Here is an 18429-nt window from a genome sequence, read left to right on the forward strand (position 1 = left end):
GTGAGCATGGCAAAGCCCGCAAGCAGCGTCGCGCCCGACCCGATGGTCGCGCGCTTGCGCGCCGCCCTCGGCAAGTGCGTCTTCACCGAGCAGAAGATGTTCGGCGGCACCTGCTTCATGATCAACGGCAACATGCTGATCGGTACTTCGAAGCGCGGACTCCTCGTGCGTGTCGGCAAGGACGCGCATGCGGCTGCCGCGGCACGTCCCCATGCGAGCACGATGGAAATGGGCGGGCGCTCGATGGAAGGCTATATCCGCGTCGCGCCGGAAGGCACGGCGAGCGAGGCCGATCTCGCCTTCTGGGTCGATCGCGCGCTGGCTTTCGTCGAGACGCTGCCGTCGAAGGTCAAGCCCGCGAAAAAGCGCGCCTGAGGCAGCAAGGACAGCAAACCCGGGCACAAAAAAAGCCGGGCGCAAGGCCCGGCTTTTCTGTGTCGTGGCTTCTAACGACTTAGAACTTCATACCGACGCCGAAGGTGACGCGGTTGTCCGAAGACTTGACCTTGCCGACATTGTCGAAGGTCTTGCTGCCGTAATCGGTGTAGCGATACTCGACGCGACCGAACACGTTGTCCGTGATCTTGATGTCGGTGCCGGCGCCGGCCGTCCAGCCCCACATACCCTTGCTCTCACTGGAGATGCCGTCATCGATCTTCTGGTTCTTGGCGGCGAGACCGCCCGTGCCGTAGAGCAGGATTTCCGGGGTCACGGCATAGCCGAGGCGGGCGCGCAGCGAACCTTCGAGGCCCGACTTGGCGCTGAAGCCGTTGGAATCGCCCTTGGTGCCATTGTAGCCGAGGTCGGCTTCAGCACCGTACACGAAGTTCTCCTGCTGCCACTGATAGCCGCCGAAGACGCCGCCGACGAAGCCCTTGGTGCCGATATTGGTACCCTGGTCCTTCAGTTTGGCATGGCCGCCGAAACCATAGCCGGCGCTCAGACCGACATAGGGGCCGGCCCAGGAAGCAACCGGAAGCTCGGCAACCGGAGCGGGAGCCGGCGGCTCCTCGGAAACGACGTCGGCCGCAAAAGCGGTACCGGCAAAGGCGAACAGCCCGAGCGCGGCGGCAAGCGGCGCGAATTTAAGATTGGTCTTCATTGTTATACTCCTTAAGCCACAAGACACTTAGGCTTGGTTGTTCATGAAACGCCCCGGCCCGTCCGGGGGGATAAACGAGCCTGGCGTTTAACGGTTCCGAATGTCGTGCTGAAATGCGGCTGAAGCGAACCTGAACTTGGGTCATTCCCGGGCGCGAATGAGGCCGAACCTTGACGTTGCATCTTCGCAACAGCGAATGTCAGCAGGCTAATCATGTTGCGCTGCACATCGCTTGGTTCAAGAGGTGCAGCGACATATATTGCCGGGAATGGCGCCCCGAATCTGGCGGGGCGGAAGCGCATCCGGGCCGCTTCGCCACATTCCTGCCCCAGGTGGAAATGGCATTTAACGCTTGGCCCGTCATATTGTGCCGGCTTCCCGGAATCGTGAAGCCGATTGAGGATTGACACCATGAAACAAGCCACGGCCGTCGCGCTGGTGACGGGTGGAGCAAGACGGATCGGCAAGGCGATCGTCGAGGATCTCGCCGCCAATGGCTTCGCCGTCGCCATCCATGCCAACCGGTCGAGCGCCGAGGCCGATGCGCTGGCCGGGAAGATTACGGGCGACGGCGGCCGCGCCGCCGTCGTCGCAGCCGACCTCACCGACATGGATGCCGTCGGCGATCTCGTCGGCAGATCCGAGGCGGCGCTCGGCCCTGTCACGCTGCTGGTCAACAATGCGTCCCTGTTCGTCGACGACCGGGTCGAGGATTTCGACTGGCAGGCCTGGGACCGTCATTTCGCCATCCACGTGAAGGCGCCCGCGCTTTTGGCGCAGAATTTCGCCCGCGCACTGCCGCAAGGCGAGGAGGGGCTGATCGTCAACATGATCGACCAGCGCGTCTGGCGGCCGACGCCGCGCTATTTCTCCTACGCGCTGTCGAAATCGGCGCTGTGGACGCAAACTGAGATGCTGGCGCAGGCGCTCGGGCCGCGCATCCGCGTCAACGCCATCGGTCCCGGCCCGACACTGAAGAACAAGCGCCAGGACGACGACGATTTCGGCAAACAGGTCGAGGGCCTGATCCTGAAGCGCGGCCCGCAATTGCCCGAATTCGGCGCCACGATCCGCTATCTCTGGCAGGCGCGCTCGGTGACTGGCCAGATGATCGCGCTCGACGGCGGCCAGCATCTTGCCTGGCAGACGCCCGATGTGACAGGCATGGTGGAATGAGTCCCGCAGCCCAAAAACATAGACGCAACGGCGCCGCCGACGACCTGCCGCCCGAAGTCGATCTCGACGTCGAGGACGAGGCGGCGGAGGAGATCGTCGAACCGGAGTCGATCCCGACCGGCCCCGATGTCGCCTTCACGGCCATCGACTGGACGCCGCATGCCGGCGATGCCGACGGCATGGTGGGCGCCGAGGTGATCCAGACCTTGGTCAAGCGGCTGCCCAACCAGCCCGGCGTCTACCGCATGATGAATGCCGCCGGCGACGTGCTCTATGTCGGCAAGGCGCGCAGCCTGAAGAAGCGCGTCACCAACTATGCGCAAGGGCGGTTCCACACCGCCCGTATCGGCCGCATGGTGCGCGAGACGGCGACGATGGAATTCGTCGTCACCCGCACCGAGATCGAGGCGCTGCTGCTCGAGGCCAACCTCATCAAGCGGCTCAGGCCCCGCTTCAACGTGCTGATGCGGGACGACAAGTCCTTCCCCTACATCCTCTTGACCGGCGACCATGTCTCGCCCGGCATCTACAAGCATCGCGGCGCGCGATCGCGAAAAGGGGACTATTTCGGGCCCTTCGCCTCGGCCGGCGCGGTCGGCCGCACCATCAATTCGCTCCAGCGCGCCTTCCTGCTTCGAAGCTGCACCAACTCCTTCTACGAGAACCGCACGCGGCCCTGTCTGCTCTACCAGATCAAGCGCTGCGCCGGTCCCTGCACCGGCGAGATCTCGCATGAGGGCTATGCCGAGCTGGTCGAGGAAGCCAAGGATTTCCTCTCCGGCCGCAGCCAGAAGGTGAAGACCGAGATTTCGGCCGCCATGCAGCAGGCCTCCGCGGAGCTCGATTTCGAGCGCGCCGCGATCTACCGCGATCGCCTTGCCGCGCTGTCGCATGTGCAGGCGCATCAGGGCATCAATCCGCAGACGGTGGAGGAGGCCGACGTCTTCGCCATCCACCAGGAAGGCGGCCAGACCTGCATCCAGGTGTTCTTTTTCCGCACCGGGCAGAACTGGGGCAACCGCGCCTATTTCCCAAAGGCCGATCCGGCGCTGGAGCCGGCCGAGGTGCTGGGCTCGTTCCTGGCGCAGTTCTATGACGACAAATTGCCGGCGCGCACGCTGCTGCTGTCCCAGACCGCGCAGGAACAGGAACTGCTCGCCGAGGCGCTGTCCACCCATGCCGGCCGCAAGATTACGATCTCGGTGCCGCAGCGCGGCGAGAAGAAGGATCTGACCGACCACGCGCTGCAGAACGCGCGCGAGGCGCTCGGCCGCAGGCTGGCCGAGACCTCGACGCAGGCGCGGCTGCTGACCGGCTTTGCCGAGACCTTCGGCCTGGCAAAACCTCCGGTGCGCATCGAGGTCTATGACAACTCGCACATCATGGGCACCAATGCGGTCGGCGCCATGGTCGTCGCCGGGCCGGAAGGTTTCGTGAAGAACCAGTACCGGAAATTCAACATCCGCTCGACCGAGATCACGCCGGGCGACGATTTCGGCATGATGCGCGAGGTGATGCAGCGCCGTTTCTCGCGGCTGCTCAAGGAGCATGTCGGCGAGCAGCCCGGCGCAACCACGGACGACGCCGGAGACGAGGATCTGGTCGCCGGCAATGGCGGCTTCCCGGCCTGGCCCGACGTCATCCTGATCGACGGCGGCCAGGGTCAGATGACGGCGGTGCGGCAGATCCTTGCCGATCTCGGCGTCGAGGGCCGCGTCACCGCGATAGGCATCGCCAAGGGTCCCGACCGCGATGCCGGGCGCGAGCGCTTCTTCGTCGAGGGCAGGGAAAGCTTCATGCTGCCGGTGCGCGATCCGGTGCTCTATTTCGTCCAGCGCCTGCGCGACGAGGTGCACCGCTTCGCCATCGGCTCGCACCGGGCCCGCCGCAAGAAGGAGATGGTGAAAAGCCCGCTGGACGAGATCGCCGGCATCGGCCCCGGCCGCAAGCGCGCCCTGCTGCTCGCCTTCGGCACCGCCAAGGCGGTCAGCCGCGCCGCGGTCGAGGATTTGGTCAAGGTCGACGGCATTTCCGAGCATGTGGCCAGGCTGGTCTACAATCATTTTCATGAGAGCTGAGGCGGTCGCGGCAGGGACGTCCCGACGGGGTGCCTCACGACGCGCTTCACGCCATTTTTCCCTGTCCAATCGAATCTCGGCTGTTGACCCCCTACATTGGCTTCTGATTTGAGTACCTCTGGCGGCGGAGATTTCCCGAGACGATATGGCACAGCGCGCGTTCAACCTGCCGAACATCCTCACCTACGCCCGCATCGTCGCGGTGCCGCTGGTCGTGCTGTGCTTTTTTCTCGAAGGCCATCTGAAGTCGTCCGACTTCGCCCGCTGGTCGGCGCTGGTCATTTTCCTGCTCGCCTCGATCACCGATTACTTTGACGGCTATTTCGCCCGCGCCTGGCAGCAGACTTCGAACATCGGCAAGATGCTTGATCCGATCGCCGACAAATTGCTGGTCGCAACCTGCCTGCTCCTGCTTGCCGCCGACACCGACCGCCATGGCGGCATCGCCGGCTGGTCGCTCTGGGCGGCGATCATCATCCTGTGCCGCGAGATCCTGGTTTCCGGCCTGCGCGAGTATCTGGCCGCCCTGAAAGTGTCGGTGCCGGTGACCCAGCTCGCCAAGTGGAAGACGACCATCCAGATGGTCGCCATCGCCTTCCTTTTGGTTGGTCCGGCCGGCGACAAGATCTTTCCGCTGACCACACAGATCGGCCTGGTGCTGCTGTGGATCGCGGCGCTCGTCACGCTCTACACCGGCTATGATTACTTCCGCGCCGGCCTCAAGCACATCATGGACGAGTGAAGACAATGTCGACGAAACTCATCTATTTCGCCTGGGTACGCGAGCGGATCGGCAAGCCGGAAGAGGACGTCGACTTGCCTTCCGGCATCGAGACCGTCGCCGACCTGCTGCGCTGGCTGAAGTCGCGCGGCGAGGAATATGAGAACGCGCTGCAACACCCCGATGTCATCCGCGTCGCCATCAACCAGGAACATGTCGGCCACCGCGAGAAGATCGCCGGTGCGCGCGAGATCGCGCTGTTTCCGCCGATGACCGGAGGCTGACATGGCCGGCGCCGTCGTGCCCGCCATCCGCATCCAGCGCGAGGATTTCGACGTCGCCGCCGAGATCGCCGGCCTGACCGGGGGTCGGACCGATATCGGCGCCGTGGTCACTTTCTCCGGCCTTTGCCGCGACGAGCAGGGCGCGCTGTCGGCGCTCGAGCTCGAGCACTATCCCGGCATGGCCGAGGCCGAGATCGGCCGCATCGCCGCAGAGGCCGTCGAGCGCTGGCCGCTGCAGGGACTCACCGTCATCCATCGCCACGGCAAGATAATGCCGGGCGAGAACATCGTGCTGGTGGTCGCGGCCTCGTCGCACCGGCAGGCGGCCTTCGAGGCGGCGAATTTCCTGATGGATTATCTGAAGTCGCGCGCGCCCTTCTGGAAGAAGGAGCATCTTGCCGACGGCTCCGAGGGTGGCTGGGTCGAGGCCAAGGAAGCCGACGACCAAGCGGCGGACCGCTGGAAGAAACCGAGCGGATAATGCATGTCGCCCCGAAGTGTGCAGCGGTTCGGGGGCAACGACATGCATCAGAGAAAACTCCCGTTCAGCCATTGATTGACCGCAATCCTTCCCGACTCTGCCAATCGGGTTTGATTTGCTTGGCGGAGCAATCTCATGCTGGACCGCGTCGCGGAGTTCTTCATCTTCGGGCTGGTGCCGCTGGTTGTCGGCGTGCTTGCCGTGCCGCAAGTGACCAAGGCCGGGGAAAAGACGATTGCCGGCGAAGTGACCTACCGCGAGCGCATCGCCCTGCCGCCGGATGCCGTGCTGGTGGTCGAACTCGCCGACGTCTCGTTGGCCGATGCGCCGGCAATCGTCATCGCAAAAAGCAGGATAGCGCCCACCGGCCAGGTGCCGATCAAGTTCGAGATCGGCTTCGACCCCAAGGCGATCCACAAGGGCCGGACCTATGCGCTGCAGGCGCGCATCACCGTCGGCGAGCGGCTGATGTTCATCGCCGACACAAACCACCAGGTCGATCCGCTGGCCGGCACGCCCCAGGCGGTGTTGGTGAAGATGCCGCGCTGACGTCGCGCGCCGGCTGGACGGCCGCGACTTTTCACTCTGGAAACCGTGTTCACCGGAATAAACCGGCAGCGCCAAGCGTTGACTTATGCAGATGGCGGGCAAGCAAGGGGACATATGTCCCTTCACTCAAACCGCCAGACCGAATGCGCGGGATCGATCTGGCACTCAATGGAGACCAGATATGAAGAAGCACACGCTCATTCTCGCAATCACAAGCGTATCGCTGATCGCCTTCGCCGGTTTTGCCCGTGCGGACGACCATCTGTTCAACGCCACGCAGCATGGCCTCAGCCCCGACAGCCAGCCCTTCCAGACCAACAAGGCTGGCCATAGCGGCGACCTTGCGCCTGGGCAGGGCAGCCCGTTCACCGGCGAGGAGACGAAGACGCCGGCCACCGATACCGAAGCGGCGAACGCCCACGCGAATGTGAAAGACCGTCAAGCCAAATGATTCCTTTGCCCGCCGGGGAGGGGCGGCGGGTTTTCCTGTCCGACATGCAGCGCCGCCGGCTGACCAAGGCCGCATCGTCGGCGAGCGGATCCTGAAGCAGAGGCAGGACGGATGGGGCCCGGCTGCTGGATCGAACTGCCACCGACCCTGGCGACATTCGATGCGAATCCGTCCTTGCCCCGATATTCTTCCGGCGCATAAATGCCCGTCACAATTGACCCCACCGCCACAACCGCCTAGGCTCGCCCGAAAATGGGGATGGGGTTCCCCCGAAACCGCCCATATGGGCTGATGACTCCTGCCAGGCGTGCTCTTGCGCGGCAGGATTTGTTTTTCCCGCTCGCATCATGCCTGATTTCGTGAAGTGATTCCGGTGTGGAATCGCGTTTGGAAAGGCATTGAAGCGATGACCCTTGCGGCCTGCGCCCTGGTCCTGATCGGCGGTTTCCTCGGCGGCGTTTCCCGCTTCTTCCTGTCCGGCGTGGTTGGTCGCGGCGTCGGCGAGACCTTTCCCTGGGGCACGCTGGCGGTCAATGTCTCCGGCGCTCTTGCCATTGGCGCCTTCGCCGGTGCTGCGCGGTCGGTGGGCGGCGTCTTCGCCAGCGATCTCGTGCGCGACCTGATCGTCGTCGGCCTGTTCGGCGGCTATACCACGGTGTCGTCCTTCTGCCTGCAGACGCTCAACCTCGCGCTCGACGGCGAGGGGCGGCTCGCGGCCTTCAACGTTGTCGCCTCGTCGGTTCTGTGCGTGCTGTTCGTCGCCCTCGGCTTCTGGGCGATCATCTGGGTGGCTGAGTCAGCCACCTGGGTAGCTGGTTCAGCCGCTGGGGCATCGGGCTGAACGATGACGGACAGACAGGCGGCAACGCGGCTTTATCTGGCGGTCGGCTGCGGCGCGGCGATCGGCTCCCTGACCCGCTTCCTGTCGGGCTATGTCATCGTCTCGCTGCTCGGCCTCGACGCTCTATGGTCGACCGCTTTCGTCAACGTCGCCGGCTCCTGGATCATCATGGCCTTTGCCACGCTGACCGGACCGGATGGGCGCATGATGGTCGGCGCCGCCAGCCGCAATTTTGTCATGGCCGGCTTCTGCGGCGGCCTCACCACGTTTTCGGCGATGAGCCTCGACACCTTCATCCTGCTGTTCGAGGGCGACTTGCCGCTGGCCGCGACCTATCTCATCAGTGTGGTCGGGCTGTCGCTCGCCGCCGCGTGGCTGGGCTATCTGATGGCATCCAGGCTCAACCGCTTGCCGGTCGACAGGTAACAGGCCAACTGGTGATCAGGCCAATAGGTGATCAGGCCAAGAGGTGATCAGGGAGGAGAACATGGAACTTCCCGCGCAATGCGCGCTGCTCAGGATCTTCTTCGGCGAGGACGACAGGGCGGCCGACGGCAAGCCGCTGCACGAGGCGATCGTCATCAAGGCCCGCGAAACCGGTATGGCCGGCGCCACGGTGCTGCGCGGGCCGCTGGGCTTCGGTCGCTCCAGCGTGCTCCACACGGCCAAGATCCTGCGCCTGTCGCAGGATCTGCCCATCGTTGTCGAGATCGTCGATGCGCCGGAGAAGATCGATGCGCTGATCCCTGCGATCAAGGCGCTGACGAAGGCGAAAAGCTGCCTGATCACGAGGGAGAAGGTCGAGGTCATCCGCTACGGTGACGGGGACTGAACCACCGATCCTCGCATCAGCCGCCGCGCAGACGTCTTCCGATCGTTCCTTCGTCGAAGATACCGGCGGAAAAGAGTTTCATGGCCTCGATCGCCAGGTCCGATGCCTCGGAACTGCCGCGGGCAATACCGCGCTCCTCGCAGACCTGATCGTAAATGCGCTTCAGCAGGACAAGATCGTCCGGATAGGCAACGCCGCTCTTGGAAATATGGGGACCAATCATCGCGTCCTCCGTTGTGGTACGGAAGCGCGACAGAGGTTCGCGGGGGCGGGTGAACCCTCTATCGCTAGAGCTGGCTACCATAGGTTGATCCGCCCACGGCGCATTTACCCATGTTAAAAAGGCGGCCTAAAGGGCCGCCTTTTCGGCAGATTTCAGAGCGATTCCACGAAGCGGTTTTCCGTTCGGGATTGCGTCAGATAGATCAGCCGACGATCTCGGTGTCCGAGAACCAGTACTTGATCTCCTGCGCGGCGGTCTCCGGCGCGTCCGAGCCATGCACCGAATTCTCGCCGATCGACAGCGCATGTACCTTGCGGATGGTGCCCTCGGCGGCATTGGCCGGGTTGGTTGCACCCATCACTTCGCGATTCCGGGCGATGGCATTCTCGCCTTCCAGGACCTGCACGATGGTCGGAGCCGACGACATGAATTCCACCAGCTCGCCGAAGAACGGGCGGTCCTTGTGGACGGCGTAGAAACCCTCGGCCTCGCGGCGGCTCATCCACACGCGGCGCGATGCGACGACGCGCAGCCCGGCGTCCTCCAGCATCTTGGTGATGGCGCCTGTCAGGTTGCGCCTGGTCGCGTCCGGCTTGATCATGGAGAAGGTGCGTTCGATCGCCATAGGGTCGTCCTTGTTCTTGGGAATGGAAATTGGAGTGGCGGGCTCTATACAAGCCACCCGGCGGCTTGCCAAGGGGAGGCGGCTTCTGGTCAAGGCGGGCGCTTTGCGGGATAATTAGACAGCTGCACGCGCTTCGGGCGCTTGCTCCCGAACGCTCGCGGCGGCGGAGCCGGAGTCGATGAACTGGCCTTATCTCAGACGCGGCGACATTGTGGGTATCGTGTTCATGGCGCTGATGTGCGCCGTGATCGCCGTCTTCCTGCTGGTCCTGCCGCCGCGGGATCACAATTTCGGCTTCGGTCCGGAATGGCAGTGCGCGCGCATGGGCGAAGGCGATCCGATCTGCGTCAGGCTGGTCGACCAGGACCGGGATTGACCCTAGAGCTCGATCTCAATGGTCAGCCTTGGCGCATCGCCGGCCTTTAGGCCCTCGCGCTGGCGCACCGAGGCTTTGACGGGCAACAGCAGGCTGCCAGACGCCCTGTCGGGAAAGAGCGATGTCTGCCACCTGGTCTTGCCGATGCTCGCCGTCACGCCGAGCGAACCCCAGGGGCGGGCAAGCCCCGCCATCGCCGCCTTGATCCGCGCCGCGACCTCCGTCGGCAGCGTCACGAAATGCCAGCCGCCCTTGCCGGGGTAGACCCAGATCCCAGCCTGCATCTCGTAACGCAACATCGCAATTCCGACGGCTGTCACGCCGCTGCCGCGACCTGCCGCCCGATACCGCCATGCAGATCGAGGCACCGCTCGAACCAGCTGACGATGCTGTCGCCGTCGTCGAGCAATTGGAAAGGCGAGGCGATGCGCCCCCATTGCAGCGCCCCGAACACGATGTAGTCGGCAAACAGCGGCGAGGCTCCGCCGATGAAGGGCTGGTAGGCAAGCGTCGAGCGAAGCGGCTCCAGCGCGGCGCGGAAGGCCGAGAGTCCGGCGTCGCGGTTGGCCACGACCTCTTCCAGCCGCTTGCCGTAGCGCTGCTCGCGGCTTTCGCGGAAATAGGCGGCGTTCGCCTCGTCTTGCATGGCATGCAGACCGGTCAGCGCCACCGTCGCGACATAAGGGTGGATGGTGAACTGCGACCAGCGCTCAATAAACCGCGCCATCGCCTTACCGCCTTCGCCGCCGAACAGCGTCGGCCGATCCGGATAGGCTTCGTCGAGATAGAGCGCGATGGCGAAGGAATCGGCCACCACGCGCTCGCCGTCGCGGATCACCGGCACCGTCTTCGACACTCCGCCCTCGACGCCAGGCACCTCCAGGAAGCGCGTCGGCACCTTGGTGGCGGCGAGCCCCTTATGCGCCAGCGCCATCTTGGTCTTCCAGCAATGCGGGCTGAACGGGCGGGCGGCGTCATGGCCGACGAGGTCGTAGAGCAGAATGGTCATTGGCGGGTCCGTTGCTGCGGGTTACGAAGGGTCCGGATTCGGGTTGAGCCGGGTGGGAAGAATGAAGCAGCATTTCATGATGTTTGCGGCCTATAATCAATGGGCCAACGGCCGCCTCTACGATGCCGCTGCCGATCTTGACGAGGAGGAACTCGGCCGTGACGTCGGGGCCTTTTTCGGCTCGATGCTTGGCACGCTCAACCATCTGCTTGCCGTCGACCGTGTCTGGATGAAGCGCTTCACCGGCGAGGGCGATGCGCCGTCCAACACCGCCGCCATCCTGTACCGGGCCTTGCCGGCCCTGAAGCTGGCGCGCGAGGCCGAGGACAGGAGGATCGTCGCCTGGGTGAGCGGCATGGGCGACAAGGCGATTGCCGGCCGCTTCTCCTACATGACCGTCGACATGCGCACCGTCTCGCAGCGGCTTTCGCCCGCGCTCAGCCATTTCTTCAACCACCAGACCCATCATCGCGGTCAGGCGCATATGGTGCTGACGGTGCTCGGCCGGCCTTCGGTGCCGCTCGACCTGATGCTGTTCCAGCGCTCCGAGGAAGGTCGCGCCTACGCCTGATGCATAGCTCCGGGAACCCGCGCATTTCTGCCGCGGCTTCGTTGCAAATGGCGCTCGGTGCGGGAAGTGTCTGCTGCTTGCTATATATGTTTAAATATCGAATAAAAGTCGAAGATTGATTTAACAATTCGATATAACAACAAGAAACTAAAAAATATCATCAAAAATCGGGCATGAAACTGAGGTATGGATGTCGGCGTAGATATGTATGCGCACGGCGTTAATCACAGAACGCGGTGCCTGTGTGGTGCAGTGCAGCATATCCGTCTAGGAGGAGAGTGTCATGCCAAGTATCATTCGGGAATTCCATAAAGCCCTTACTTGCGGCGCGATTATCGCTATTTTGGCCATGCCTGCAAATGCTGCAAGCCTTGGCGTTGGAGCATCGGTCGGCGGGTCCGGCGGCGTCAACGCTGGCGCCGGCGCCTCTGTCGGTGGTGGCAGCGGCGTCAATGCCGGTCTTGGCGCCTCGGTTGGCGGGTCGAACGGCGTGAACGCCGACGCGGCCGCATCGATAGGCGGCTCGAATGGCGCCGACGCAAACGCCACGGCGTCGATCGGTGGCTCAACCGGCATCAATGCGGGTCTCGACGCTAACGTCGGCGACGACATCACGCCAGTGCGGGTGCAAATGTCGGCAATGGCGCCAACGCGAGCCTTAGCCTCGGGAGTGGTGACGACGCGGGCGTCGGCGTGGGAAGGTTCTCTACACTGAGCACGCTGAGCACGCCTAGCACAGTAGGAGCCCCTGAAGCGCCCGCTATGAAGAACGCCGTGGCTCAGATGTCCGGCGCAAAATTGATGCGCATGAAGAAGCGTTGCGCCGACGTGCTCTCCAGCGAAGAAACCTACGACAAGGATCTCAGGGCGCTCTGCCTGATGATTTCGCGTCGCTGACATATGCTCAAGGCAGCCTGGTCGGGAGTGCCGCACCGGCCGTGAGGCTCTGCGGCATCTCCTACCGCATCGCCGCCATGGCTGGCGGTGCGTTGACGAGAACCTCCGGCCAGTCGGGAAGCCTGCCGCCTTTGGCGGCGGGGTTTCTGCTTGCCTGCCACCACGGCGGTTCCGACGGCCTGTTAACCACACTTGCATTGAAGCTAATATGTTAGGACTTCCTTTGCGCTCGCGCCCCACAATAAGCCGGTAGCCGTGGGAGCAAGGGCATGCGCATCGATTTGTCCCCGACAAGCTGGGGCAGGGTTGTGGTGGTAACCGCCGCCGGCACAGCCTTTTTCATTGCCGTCGCCTTCTTCGTCGATTCCTTCAATTTTCCCTCGCTGTCGCCGCAGGCGCTGCTCTGGGCGCAACTCACGGATCTTTTCCTGCCGCTCGTGCTCGGCGGCTCCTTTCTGTTCTTCCTGATGTGGAAGATGCGCCAGCTGGCGATCACGCAAAAGGAGCTCAGCGTCATCGCCGCGACCGACAGCCTGACCGCGGTCTTCAACCGCGGCGCCTTCTCGATGCTTGTCGAGGCCTATCTCGACCAGGCACGCGACCAAACGGTCGCTGAAGCCGGCGCGCTGCTGATCGTCGATGCCGACCATTTCAAGTCCATCAATGACCGCCTGGGCCACGACTGCGGCGACCAGGCGCTGAGGTTGATCGCCGCGACGATCAAGGGGCAACTGCATGGCGCCGACATCGTCGGACGCATCGGCGGCGAGGAATTCGGGGTCTTTCTGCCCGGCGCCGACGCCACGCGCTCCTTCCTGGTCGCCGAATCGATCAGGCGGCACATCCGCGAGGTCGAGTTTGCCCCCGACGGGCGGCCCTGGCCGCTTTCCGTGAGCATCGGCGGCATCGCCTTCAGCGGCCCGACCACCTATCACGACATGTTCCAGGTCGCCGACCGCCATCTTTACAAGGCCAAGTCCAATGGCCGCGATCAGGTGAGCTTCGAGAGCCAGCGTAGCGCGCTTGCCGGCGATGCCGGCGGTACCATGCACTAGGCATCCCTCGCCGCTCAGGCGCCATCAACGGTCCGTTCATCCTTTGGCGGCTAGTGTCGGCGGCTGACTTCAGCCGATCCGCGAGCGACCGTGTTCGATCTTATCGACTTCAAGGCGGTGCTGATCATCGCCCTCATCTTCATCCCGCTGGAGCAGCTCCTGCCGCTGCATGGCGAGCAGCCGGCGACGCGCCGGCATTGGCTGAACGACGTTTTCTACCTGCTCTTCAACGGCATCGTCATCAAGGCGGGCATAGTATTGGTGGTTGGCGCGGCGATGCTGCTGGCGCAGCGTTTCGTTCCCGAGGCGCTCACCGCCGCCGTCCAGTCGCAGCCTGTGTGGCTGCAGGCGATCGAGGCTCTGCTCATCGCCGACATCGGCTTCTACCTTGCCCATCGCGCCTTCCACGCGGTGCCGTTCCTGTGGCGCTTCCACGCCATCCATCACTCGATCGAGGAGATGGACTGGCTGGCCGCGCACCGCGTGCACCCGGTGGACCAGATCCTGACCAAGTCGGCCTCGTTCCTGCCGCTGTTCGCGCTGGGTTTTTCCGCCGAGGCGGTTCTCATCTACGTGCTGATCTACCAATGGCAGTCGGTGTTCATCCACTCCAACACGCGCATCGGGTTCGGGCCGCTGAAATGGCTGATTGCCTCGCCGCAGTTCCATCACTGGCACCATGCCAACGATCGCGAGGCCTATGACAAAAACTTCGCCGGCCAATTGCCCTTTCTCGACCTGATCGGCGGCACTTTGTTCATGCCGCCGCGGATGCCGGAAAAATACGGTGTCGACGAGCCTGTGCCGCAGCTCTACCACCAGCAGCTCGTCTATCCCCTCGTTGCAGCGGCTGAACCGGCCGCGCCGATCGCCAAGGCCTCGGCCGCCGCCGGCAAGCCGGAATAACGGTGTGGAAAGGCCCGTCGTGAACTGACCCGGGGCGGTTCATGGGCGGCGGGACCGGGAAGATGGTCTTTTGCCGTAAGTTCAGGCGGCAAAACCGCCATAGCCGCGCGCGACCGGCTTCACCGAGACGATTGGCTGGTCCGACGGCCACAGGATACCGGCGGTCACCGCGAAGGTGACCAGCGCATCGCGGGCCGACTCGACAGAGATTTCTCCGGCCCGCGCCGCCTCGCACGCTTTTACCGCGGCGCCGTAGCTCAGCCGCCGCCGCGACGGCGGAAACTCGGTCAGGAATTCACGCATGGCGGACAGCGAGGCGATCATGCGCTTGTGGCCAGCGCCGACACTGACCGCGACCGGCGCGAAGAACATCCTGTCGTGCATTTAGACCTCTCGGAAATGGGGCGGAGAACGGCAGGGCTGCCAGCCTCGGTCTTGCATGGGACGCGGGACAACGCATGTTGCGGCGCGAGGCTCCACGGCCGGCGATCTTTTCGCGCCCGCCTTGCCAACGCCTGTTGCGGGCGATCATGGCCCGGAGCCGGCTATGATTGCCACTTCTGCCGGAGGTTGCGGCACGTGGTAATACGCCGATAGCACCAGGAGAAAGATCGCGACCCCGGCGAACAGCGTCGCGACGATGTTGAGGAAGAGCTGGCCGGCCCGTTCGGCGAGCCGTTGCCGCCAACTCATCGTCGATGGAATCAAACGCATTTTTTCCACCCATTCCTATGGGCGCCGCTTCAAGGCCGCGTCGGCTTTGGTGAGGAACGGCTCGCTAAAGCGTTCACCGTTTCATGGAAATGGTGAACCGCTCTATCTCTTTGTTTTGTCGCAATTTCTTGACGGAAAACCGCACACACTTTTCCTGAAATTGCTCTAGTATCGCCAGCCTCCGTGGCGGTCGCAGCTCGAGACTCTTTTCATAGTCCAATAGCCGTGGTGCCAGCGCTTGAGCACCCTGACCATGCAGTTGCGATGATGACCGTAGCGGTATCCGTCGCGCATCTCGTACCGGCCGCTGTAGCGCCAGTCGTCGTTGCGCATATGATGGCGGCGCCAGTAATAGTCGTCATTGTATCTGCCCATGCCGTCATCGGTAGTGATGGTCAGGCTTGCCGCCTGGGTCGGAACCGTTGCCGGCGCCATGGCGGCCACGCCAAGCATAGCGGCTAGAATGAGGTTCTTCATTGCTGCCTCCTTGCATTAGATTTTCCTAACGGAAACCCTTTGCCGGATAAAAAGTTCCGCGACGAACGCCTGCAAGCCGGTCGCGCGTCGACGCTCCGCGCCGTGACTTCAGGCGACGCTTTAAGTCTTTGTTTTGATGCATGTCGTTGTCCCAGAACCGCTGCACACTTCTGGGCGACATGCATTAGGCGGGCGTCCTATTTCCACATGCCGCGCATGCGGGCGCCAAGATCGACCTTGACTCCCGGTCGCTGGCGCGGGTCGTCCTTGAGCGCCGCGCTCGCCCAGGACGATTGCTCGAAGGCCGAAAGCATCGAGGCCGGAATGAAGCGGGTGCGCGAGGCATAGACGTGGCGATCGCCACGCGCCGGCTGGTTGTGCGGATAAAAGCGCTGCGGCACGACGAGATGCAGGCTGTCCTTGGCCCTGGTCATCGCCACATAGAGCAGCCGGCGTTCCTCCTCGATGTCCTCCTTGGTGCCGACGCCGAGATCGGCCGGGATGCAGCCGTCGACCGTGTTCAGCACGAAGACGTTCTTCCACTCCTGGCCCTTGGCGGAGTGGATGGTCGACAGGATGAGGTAATCCTCGTCGCGATGCGGCGGCCCGGCCTGGTCGCTGGTGGCGTCGGGCGGGTCGAGCGTCAGCTCGGTCAGGAAGCGTTCGCGCGACGGATAGGTCGAAGCGATCTGCTCGAGCTGGATCAGATCGGCCCGGCGCGTGATCGCGTCCTCATGGATGCGCTCCAGATGCGGCTCGTACCAGAGCCTGATCCGTTCGAGGTCGGCCGGCCATTTGGCGCCGGCGCGTAAGCCGCTATAGATGTCGAGGAACACCGGCCAATCCTGCGCGGCGCGCTGCGGCGGGCGGAAGCGGGCAAGGCCGAGCGTCTCGTCCAGCGATGTCGCCATCGCCTCGACGATCTGAGAGGCGGCGGATGGGCCGATCCCCGGCATCAGCTGCAGCACGCGGAAACCGGCGACGCGGTCACGCGGGTTCTCGGCGAAGCGCAGCATCGCCAGCATGTCCTTGACATGCGCGGCGTCGAGGAATTTCAAGCCCCCGAACTTGACGAACGGGATGTTGCGGCGCGTCAGCTCCACCTCCAGCGGTCCGCTATGGCTCGAGGTGCGAAACAGCACCGCCTGCGCCTTCAGCGCCGTGCCGGCCTCGCGCTCGGCCAGGATCGCCTGGCAGACATAATTCGCCTGCTCGGCCTCGTCGCGCACGCTGACCAGTTGCGGCTTGTGCGAGGATCGGCGCTCGGTCCACAGATTCTTGGTGAAGCGCTCGCTGGCCTCGCCGATCACCCTGTTGGCTGCGGCAAGGATCGTCTCGGTCGAGCGGTAGTTGCGCTCCAGCATGACGACCGCCGCAGCTTGCGCGAACTGTCTTGGGAAGTCGAGGATGTTGCGCACTTCGGCCGCGCGGAACGAATAGATCGACTGCGCGTCGTCGCCCACCACCGTCAGGCCGGCGCCGTCCGGCTTCAGCGCCAGAAGGATCGAGGCCTGCAGGCGGTTGGTGTCCTGGTACTCGTCGACCAGCACATGGTCGAAGCGGGAACCGAGGTGAGCGGCGATTTCCGGCTCGGCCGCCATCTGTGCCCAGTAGAGCAGAAGATCGTCGTAATCGAGCACGTTCTGCGCCTGCTTGGCCTCGACATAGGCCGCGAAAAGCTCCTTCAGCTGGTCTGCCCATGCCGCGCACCATGGAAAGGCCGCGCCCAGCACTTCGCCCAGCGGCGCCTGCGCGTTCACCGCCCGCGAATAGATCTGCAGGCAGGTGCCTTTGGTCGGAAAACGGCTTTCGGTCTTCGAGAACCCCAGCTCGTGCCGGGCAAGGTTCATCAGGTCTGCCGAATCCTCGCGGTCGTGGATGGTGAAGGCCGGATCGAGTCCGATTTGCTCGGCATAGTCGCGCAACAGCCTGGCGCCGATGCCGTGAAACGTGCCGGCCCAGGCGAGCGCGTCGGCGATGATTGCCGCGTCGCGTCCCAGCACTTCGCCGGCGATGCGTTCGACGCGCTTGGCCATTTCGGCGGCCGCGCGGCGCGAGAAGGTCATCAGCAGGATGCGGCGCGGATCGGCGCCCTTGACGATGAGATGGGCGACGCGATGCGCCAGCGTGTTGGTCTTGCCGGAGCCGGCGCCGGCGATCACCAGCAGCGGCGCCGCCACCTTGCCGTCGCCATGCACCACCGCCAGCCGCTGCTCGTCATTCAGCCGGGCAAGATAAGCGGGCGTCTCGAAGGACGAATCACGAGCGGCGATGTTCATCGCCCATCAAGCATCGTTTCCGCTTTGTTCGCAATAATTTCCTCGCCCCGCGCGAGTGGGGAGAGGTGACCGCGAAGCGGCCAGAGAGGGAGTTACCGCTTCGGCTCCACTCCCATCGCCGCCGACTGGCGCCGCAGCGCGCGCCTCTCATCGCCCGGCATATCCAGCGGCGACACATCGCCGGGTACCTCGTCGATGATCCTCACGGCGACGCGATAGGCCGTGTAGGCGAAAAGGCCGGTAAGCAGCAGGCGGATCATCATCGTCTCCTCGTGCGGTTCGATTGGCTTTCAACCGGGCGCGGGCCGGTTGGTTCCGCCCTCACGCGCAACCAAACCGCCACCGCGTCGTTTGCCCTTGTGAAAGGGGCGAACGAGAGGAGGTCGTCATGATGAAGCTTCCTGTGCTGCTGGCGCTTGCGGCAGGGCTCGTGCTCGCCGCCTGCGACAACAGCGTGCAACCCACCAAGGCGCCGGGCGATGAAGTCAACCAGAACCCTCAGGTCGACAAGAACCCGGTGCCGAAATCGACCACCGGCGGCGACCAGCCGGGCACGCCTCCGAAGCAATAGGGCAGGACGGGTTGATTTGTCATCGGTCTGGAACGAAGAAGGCCGGCGCTGCTTGGGAGGAAGCTGAATAGCGCCGGCCAAGCGGGAAAATCAGGCCCGCCGCGCAATCCAACATAGCTGAGTCTCGGCCTTGCGTCATGGTGCGATCGCGCTAGCCGGCTATAGTCAGCCAAAGCATCCGGAAGGTTCTGAAGCCGCGCGAGCGGCGCAC

General features: G+C 63.9%; 28 protein-coding genes and 1 riboswitch. Of the genes, 18 read left to right on the forward strand and 10 right to left on the reverse strand.

Annotated elements, in window-relative coordinates; genetic code table 11:
• Positions 1-6: 6 nt before the first annotated feature.
• The gene (locus EN862_RS14265) at positions 7-375 is read left to right on the forward strand and encodes a TfoX/Sxy family protein (RefSeq protein ID WP_127864966.1); all 369 of its coding nucleotides are present in this window, start codon (positions 7-9) and stop codon (positions 373-375) included.
• 79 nt (positions 376-454) lie between these two features.
• On the opposite strand, the gene EN862_RS14270 is transcribed toward EN862_RS14265, so the two are convergent.
• Positions 455-1102, reverse strand: a complete 648-nt coding sequence (locus tag EN862_RS14270; protein WP_127864967.1) for an outer membrane protein — start codon at positions 1100-1102, stop codon at positions 455-457.
• Positions 1103-1513: 411 nt separating this feature from the next.
• Between EN862_RS14270 and EN862_RS14275 the strand changes: the two genes are divergently transcribed.
• The 10 genes from EN862_RS14275 to EN862_RS14320 all read left to right on the forward strand — a co-directional run bounded on the left by EN862_RS14275 (position 1514) and on the right by EN862_RS14320 (position 8515).
• Positions 1514-2278, forward strand: a complete 765-nt coding sequence (locus tag EN862_RS14275; RefSeq protein ID WP_127864968.1) for an SDR family oxidoreductase — start codon at positions 1514-1516, stop codon at positions 2276-2278.
• On the forward strand, positions 2275-4356 hold the full coding sequence (uvrC, locus tag EN862_RS14280) for an excinuclease ABC subunit UvrC (protein ID WP_127864969.1): 2082 nt from the start codon (positions 2275-2277) through the stop codon (positions 4354-4356). The genes EN862_RS14275 and uvrC overlap by 4 nt, the downstream gene beginning before the upstream one ends.
• Positions 4357-4501: 145 nt before the next feature.
• The gene (pgsA, locus tag EN862_RS14285) at positions 4502-5098 is read left to right on the forward strand and encodes a CDP-diacylglycerol--glycerol-3-phosphate 3-phosphatidyltransferase (protein WP_095816028.1); all 597 of its coding nucleotides are present in this window, start codon (positions 4502-4504) and stop codon (positions 5096-5098) included.
• 5 nt (positions 5099-5103) lie between these two features.
• Positions 5104-5361 carry a molybdopterin converting factor subunit 1 gene (gene moaD, locus EN862_RS14290; RefSeq protein WP_127864970.1) on the forward strand — a complete coding sequence of 86 codons (258 nt, stop codon included), beginning with the start codon at positions 5104-5106 and terminating at the stop codon, positions 5359-5361.
• Between the two features lies 1 nt (position 5362).
• Complete coding sequence (locus EN862_RS14295; RefSeq protein WP_127864971.1) at positions 5363-5842, forward strand: molybdenum cofactor biosynthesis protein MoaE; 480 nt, start codon at positions 5363-5365, stop codon at positions 5840-5842.
• Positions 5843-5977: 135 nt separating this feature from the next.
• Positions 5978-6391, forward strand: coding sequence for a YbaY family lipoprotein (locus tag EN862_RS14300; protein WP_127864972.1), 414 nt, complete (start codon positions 5978-5980; stop codon positions 6389-6391).
• A 181-nt stretch (positions 6392-6572) separates the two neighbouring features.
• Positions 6573-6842: a hypothetical protein gene (locus EN862_RS14305; protein ID WP_127864973.1), complete on the forward strand. Its 270-nt coding sequence runs from the start codon at positions 6573-6575 to the stop codon at positions 6840-6842.
• 245 nt (positions 6843-7087) lie between these two features.
• Positions 7088-7150, forward strand: a riboswitch (Fluoride riboswitch).
• 98 nt (positions 7151-7248) lie between these two features.
• Positions 7249-7683, forward strand: a complete 435-nt coding sequence (gene crcB, locus EN862_RS14310) for a fluoride efflux transporter CrcB (protein ID WP_127864974.1) — start codon at positions 7249-7251, stop codon at positions 7681-7683.
• A gap of 3 nt (positions 7684-7686) precedes the next feature.
• Entirely contained in the window at positions 7687-8109 is a 423-nt protein-coding gene (crcB, locus tag EN862_RS14315; protein WP_127864975.1) for a fluoride efflux transporter CrcB, read from the forward strand.
• A gap of 61 nt (positions 8110-8170) precedes the next feature.
• Positions 8171-8515 (forward strand): DUF190 domain-containing protein, encoded by a 345-nt coding sequence (locus EN862_RS14320; RefSeq protein ID WP_127864976.1) that lies wholly within the window; start codon positions 8171-8173, stop codon positions 8513-8515.
• A gap of 16 nt (positions 8516-8531) precedes the next feature.
• Here EN862_RS14320 and EN862_RS14325 read toward each other — a convergent pair whose 3' ends face one another.
• Positions 8532-8738, reverse strand: a complete 207-nt coding sequence (locus tag EN862_RS14325) for a hypothetical protein (protein ID WP_127864977.1) — start codon at positions 8736-8738, stop codon at positions 8532-8534.
• 202 nt (positions 8739-8940) lie between these two features.
• Complete coding sequence (ndk, locus tag EN862_RS14330) at positions 8941-9363, reverse strand: nucleoside-diphosphate kinase (protein WP_040984737.1); 423 nt, start codon at positions 9361-9363, stop codon at positions 8941-8943.
• 178 nt (positions 9364-9541) lie between these two features.
• On the opposite strand from ndk, the gene EN862_RS14335 reads away from it, so the two are divergent.
• Positions 9542-9739, forward strand: coding sequence for a hypothetical protein (locus EN862_RS14335; protein WP_127864978.1), 198 nt, complete (start codon positions 9542-9544; stop codon positions 9737-9739).
• 2 nt (positions 9740-9741) lie between these two features.
• Here EN862_RS14335 and EN862_RS14340 read toward each other — a convergent pair whose 3' ends face one another.
• Both EN862_RS14340 and EN862_RS14345 read right to left on the reverse strand, forming a co-directional pair.
• Positions 9742-10038: a DUF1905 domain-containing protein gene (locus tag EN862_RS14340; protein ID WP_127864979.1), complete on the reverse strand. Its 297-nt coding sequence runs from the start codon at positions 10036-10038 to the stop codon at positions 9742-9744.
• A gap of 17 nt (positions 10039-10055) precedes the next feature.
• Positions 10056-10748: a glutathione S-transferase family protein gene (locus EN862_RS14345; RefSeq protein ID WP_127864980.1), complete on the reverse strand. Its 693-nt coding sequence runs from the start codon at positions 10746-10748 to the stop codon at positions 10056-10058.
• Between the two features lie 61 nt (positions 10749-10809).
• On the opposite strand from EN862_RS14345, the gene EN862_RS14350 reads away from it, so the two are divergent.
• From EN862_RS14350 to EN862_RS14365, 5 genes are all read left to right on the forward strand, one after another.
• Positions 10810-11319 carry a DinB family protein gene (locus EN862_RS14350; RefSeq protein ID WP_127864981.1) on the forward strand — a complete coding sequence of 170 codons (510 nt, stop codon included), beginning with the start codon at positions 10810-10812 and terminating at the stop codon, positions 11317-11319.
• A gap of 283 nt (positions 11320-11602) precedes the next feature.
• On the forward strand, positions 11603-12034 hold the full coding sequence (locus EN862_RS14355; protein ID WP_245519578.1) for a hypothetical protein: 432 nt from the start codon (positions 11603-11605) through the stop codon (positions 12032-12034).
• 59 nt (positions 12035-12093) lie between these two features.
• Positions 12094-12216, forward strand: coding sequence for a hypothetical protein (locus EN862_RS37390; RefSeq protein ID WP_281035850.1), 123 nt, complete (start codon positions 12094-12096; stop codon positions 12214-12216).
• Between the two features lie 269 nt (positions 12217-12485).
• Positions 12486-13271: a GGDEF domain-containing protein gene (locus EN862_RS14360; RefSeq protein WP_127864982.1), complete on the forward strand. Its 786-nt coding sequence runs from the start codon at positions 12486-12488 to the stop codon at positions 13269-13271.
• A 90-nt stretch (positions 13272-13361) separates the two neighbouring features.
• Positions 13362-14177, forward strand: coding sequence for a sterol desaturase family protein (locus EN862_RS14365; RefSeq protein WP_127864983.1), 816 nt, complete (start codon positions 13362-13364; stop codon positions 14175-14177).
• A gap of 81 nt (positions 14178-14258) precedes the next feature.
• Here the strand turns inward: EN862_RS14365 and EN862_RS14370 are convergent, their stop codons facing one another.
• From EN862_RS14370 to EN862_RS36125, 5 genes are all read right to left on the reverse strand, one after another.
• The gene (locus tag EN862_RS14370) at positions 14259-14561 is read right to left on the reverse strand and encodes a DUF982 domain-containing protein (protein ID WP_127864984.1); all 303 of its coding nucleotides are present in this window, start codon (positions 14559-14561) and stop codon (positions 14259-14261) included.
• A 144-nt stretch (positions 14562-14705) separates the two neighbouring features.
• Complete coding sequence (locus tag EN862_RS14375; RefSeq protein ID WP_127864985.1) at positions 14706-14891, reverse strand: hypothetical protein; 186 nt, start codon at positions 14889-14891, stop codon at positions 14706-14708.
• A gap of 165 nt (positions 14892-15056) precedes the next feature.
• Positions 15057-15368 carry a hypothetical protein gene (locus EN862_RS14380; protein ID WP_127864986.1) on the reverse strand — a complete coding sequence of 104 codons (312 nt, stop codon included), beginning with the start codon at positions 15366-15368 and terminating at the stop codon, positions 15057-15059.
• Positions 15369-15565: 197 nt separating this feature from the next.
• On the reverse strand, positions 15566-17647 hold the full coding sequence (locus EN862_RS14385) for an ATP-dependent helicase (RefSeq protein WP_127864987.1): 2082 nt from the start codon (positions 17645-17647) through the stop codon (positions 15566-15568).
• Positions 17648-17739: 92 nt separating this feature from the next.
• Positions 17740-17907, reverse strand: a complete 168-nt coding sequence (locus tag EN862_RS36125; protein WP_189401128.1) for a hypothetical protein — start codon at positions 17905-17907, stop codon at positions 17740-17742.
• Positions 17908-18035: 128 nt separating this feature from the next.
• Between EN862_RS36125 and EN862_RS14390 the strand changes: the two genes are divergently transcribed.
• The gene (locus EN862_RS14390) at positions 18036-18218 is read left to right on the forward strand and encodes a hypothetical protein (RefSeq protein WP_095816012.1); all 183 of its coding nucleotides are present in this window, start codon (positions 18036-18038) and stop codon (positions 18216-18218) included.
• Positions 18219-18429: the final 211 nt, after the last annotated feature.

This window comes from Mesorhizobium sp. M2E.F.Ca.ET.219.01.1.1 (assembly GCF_004016445.2).
Classification (GTDB): domain Bacteria; phylum Pseudomonadota; class Alphaproteobacteria; order Rhizobiales; family Rhizobiaceae; genus Mesorhizobium.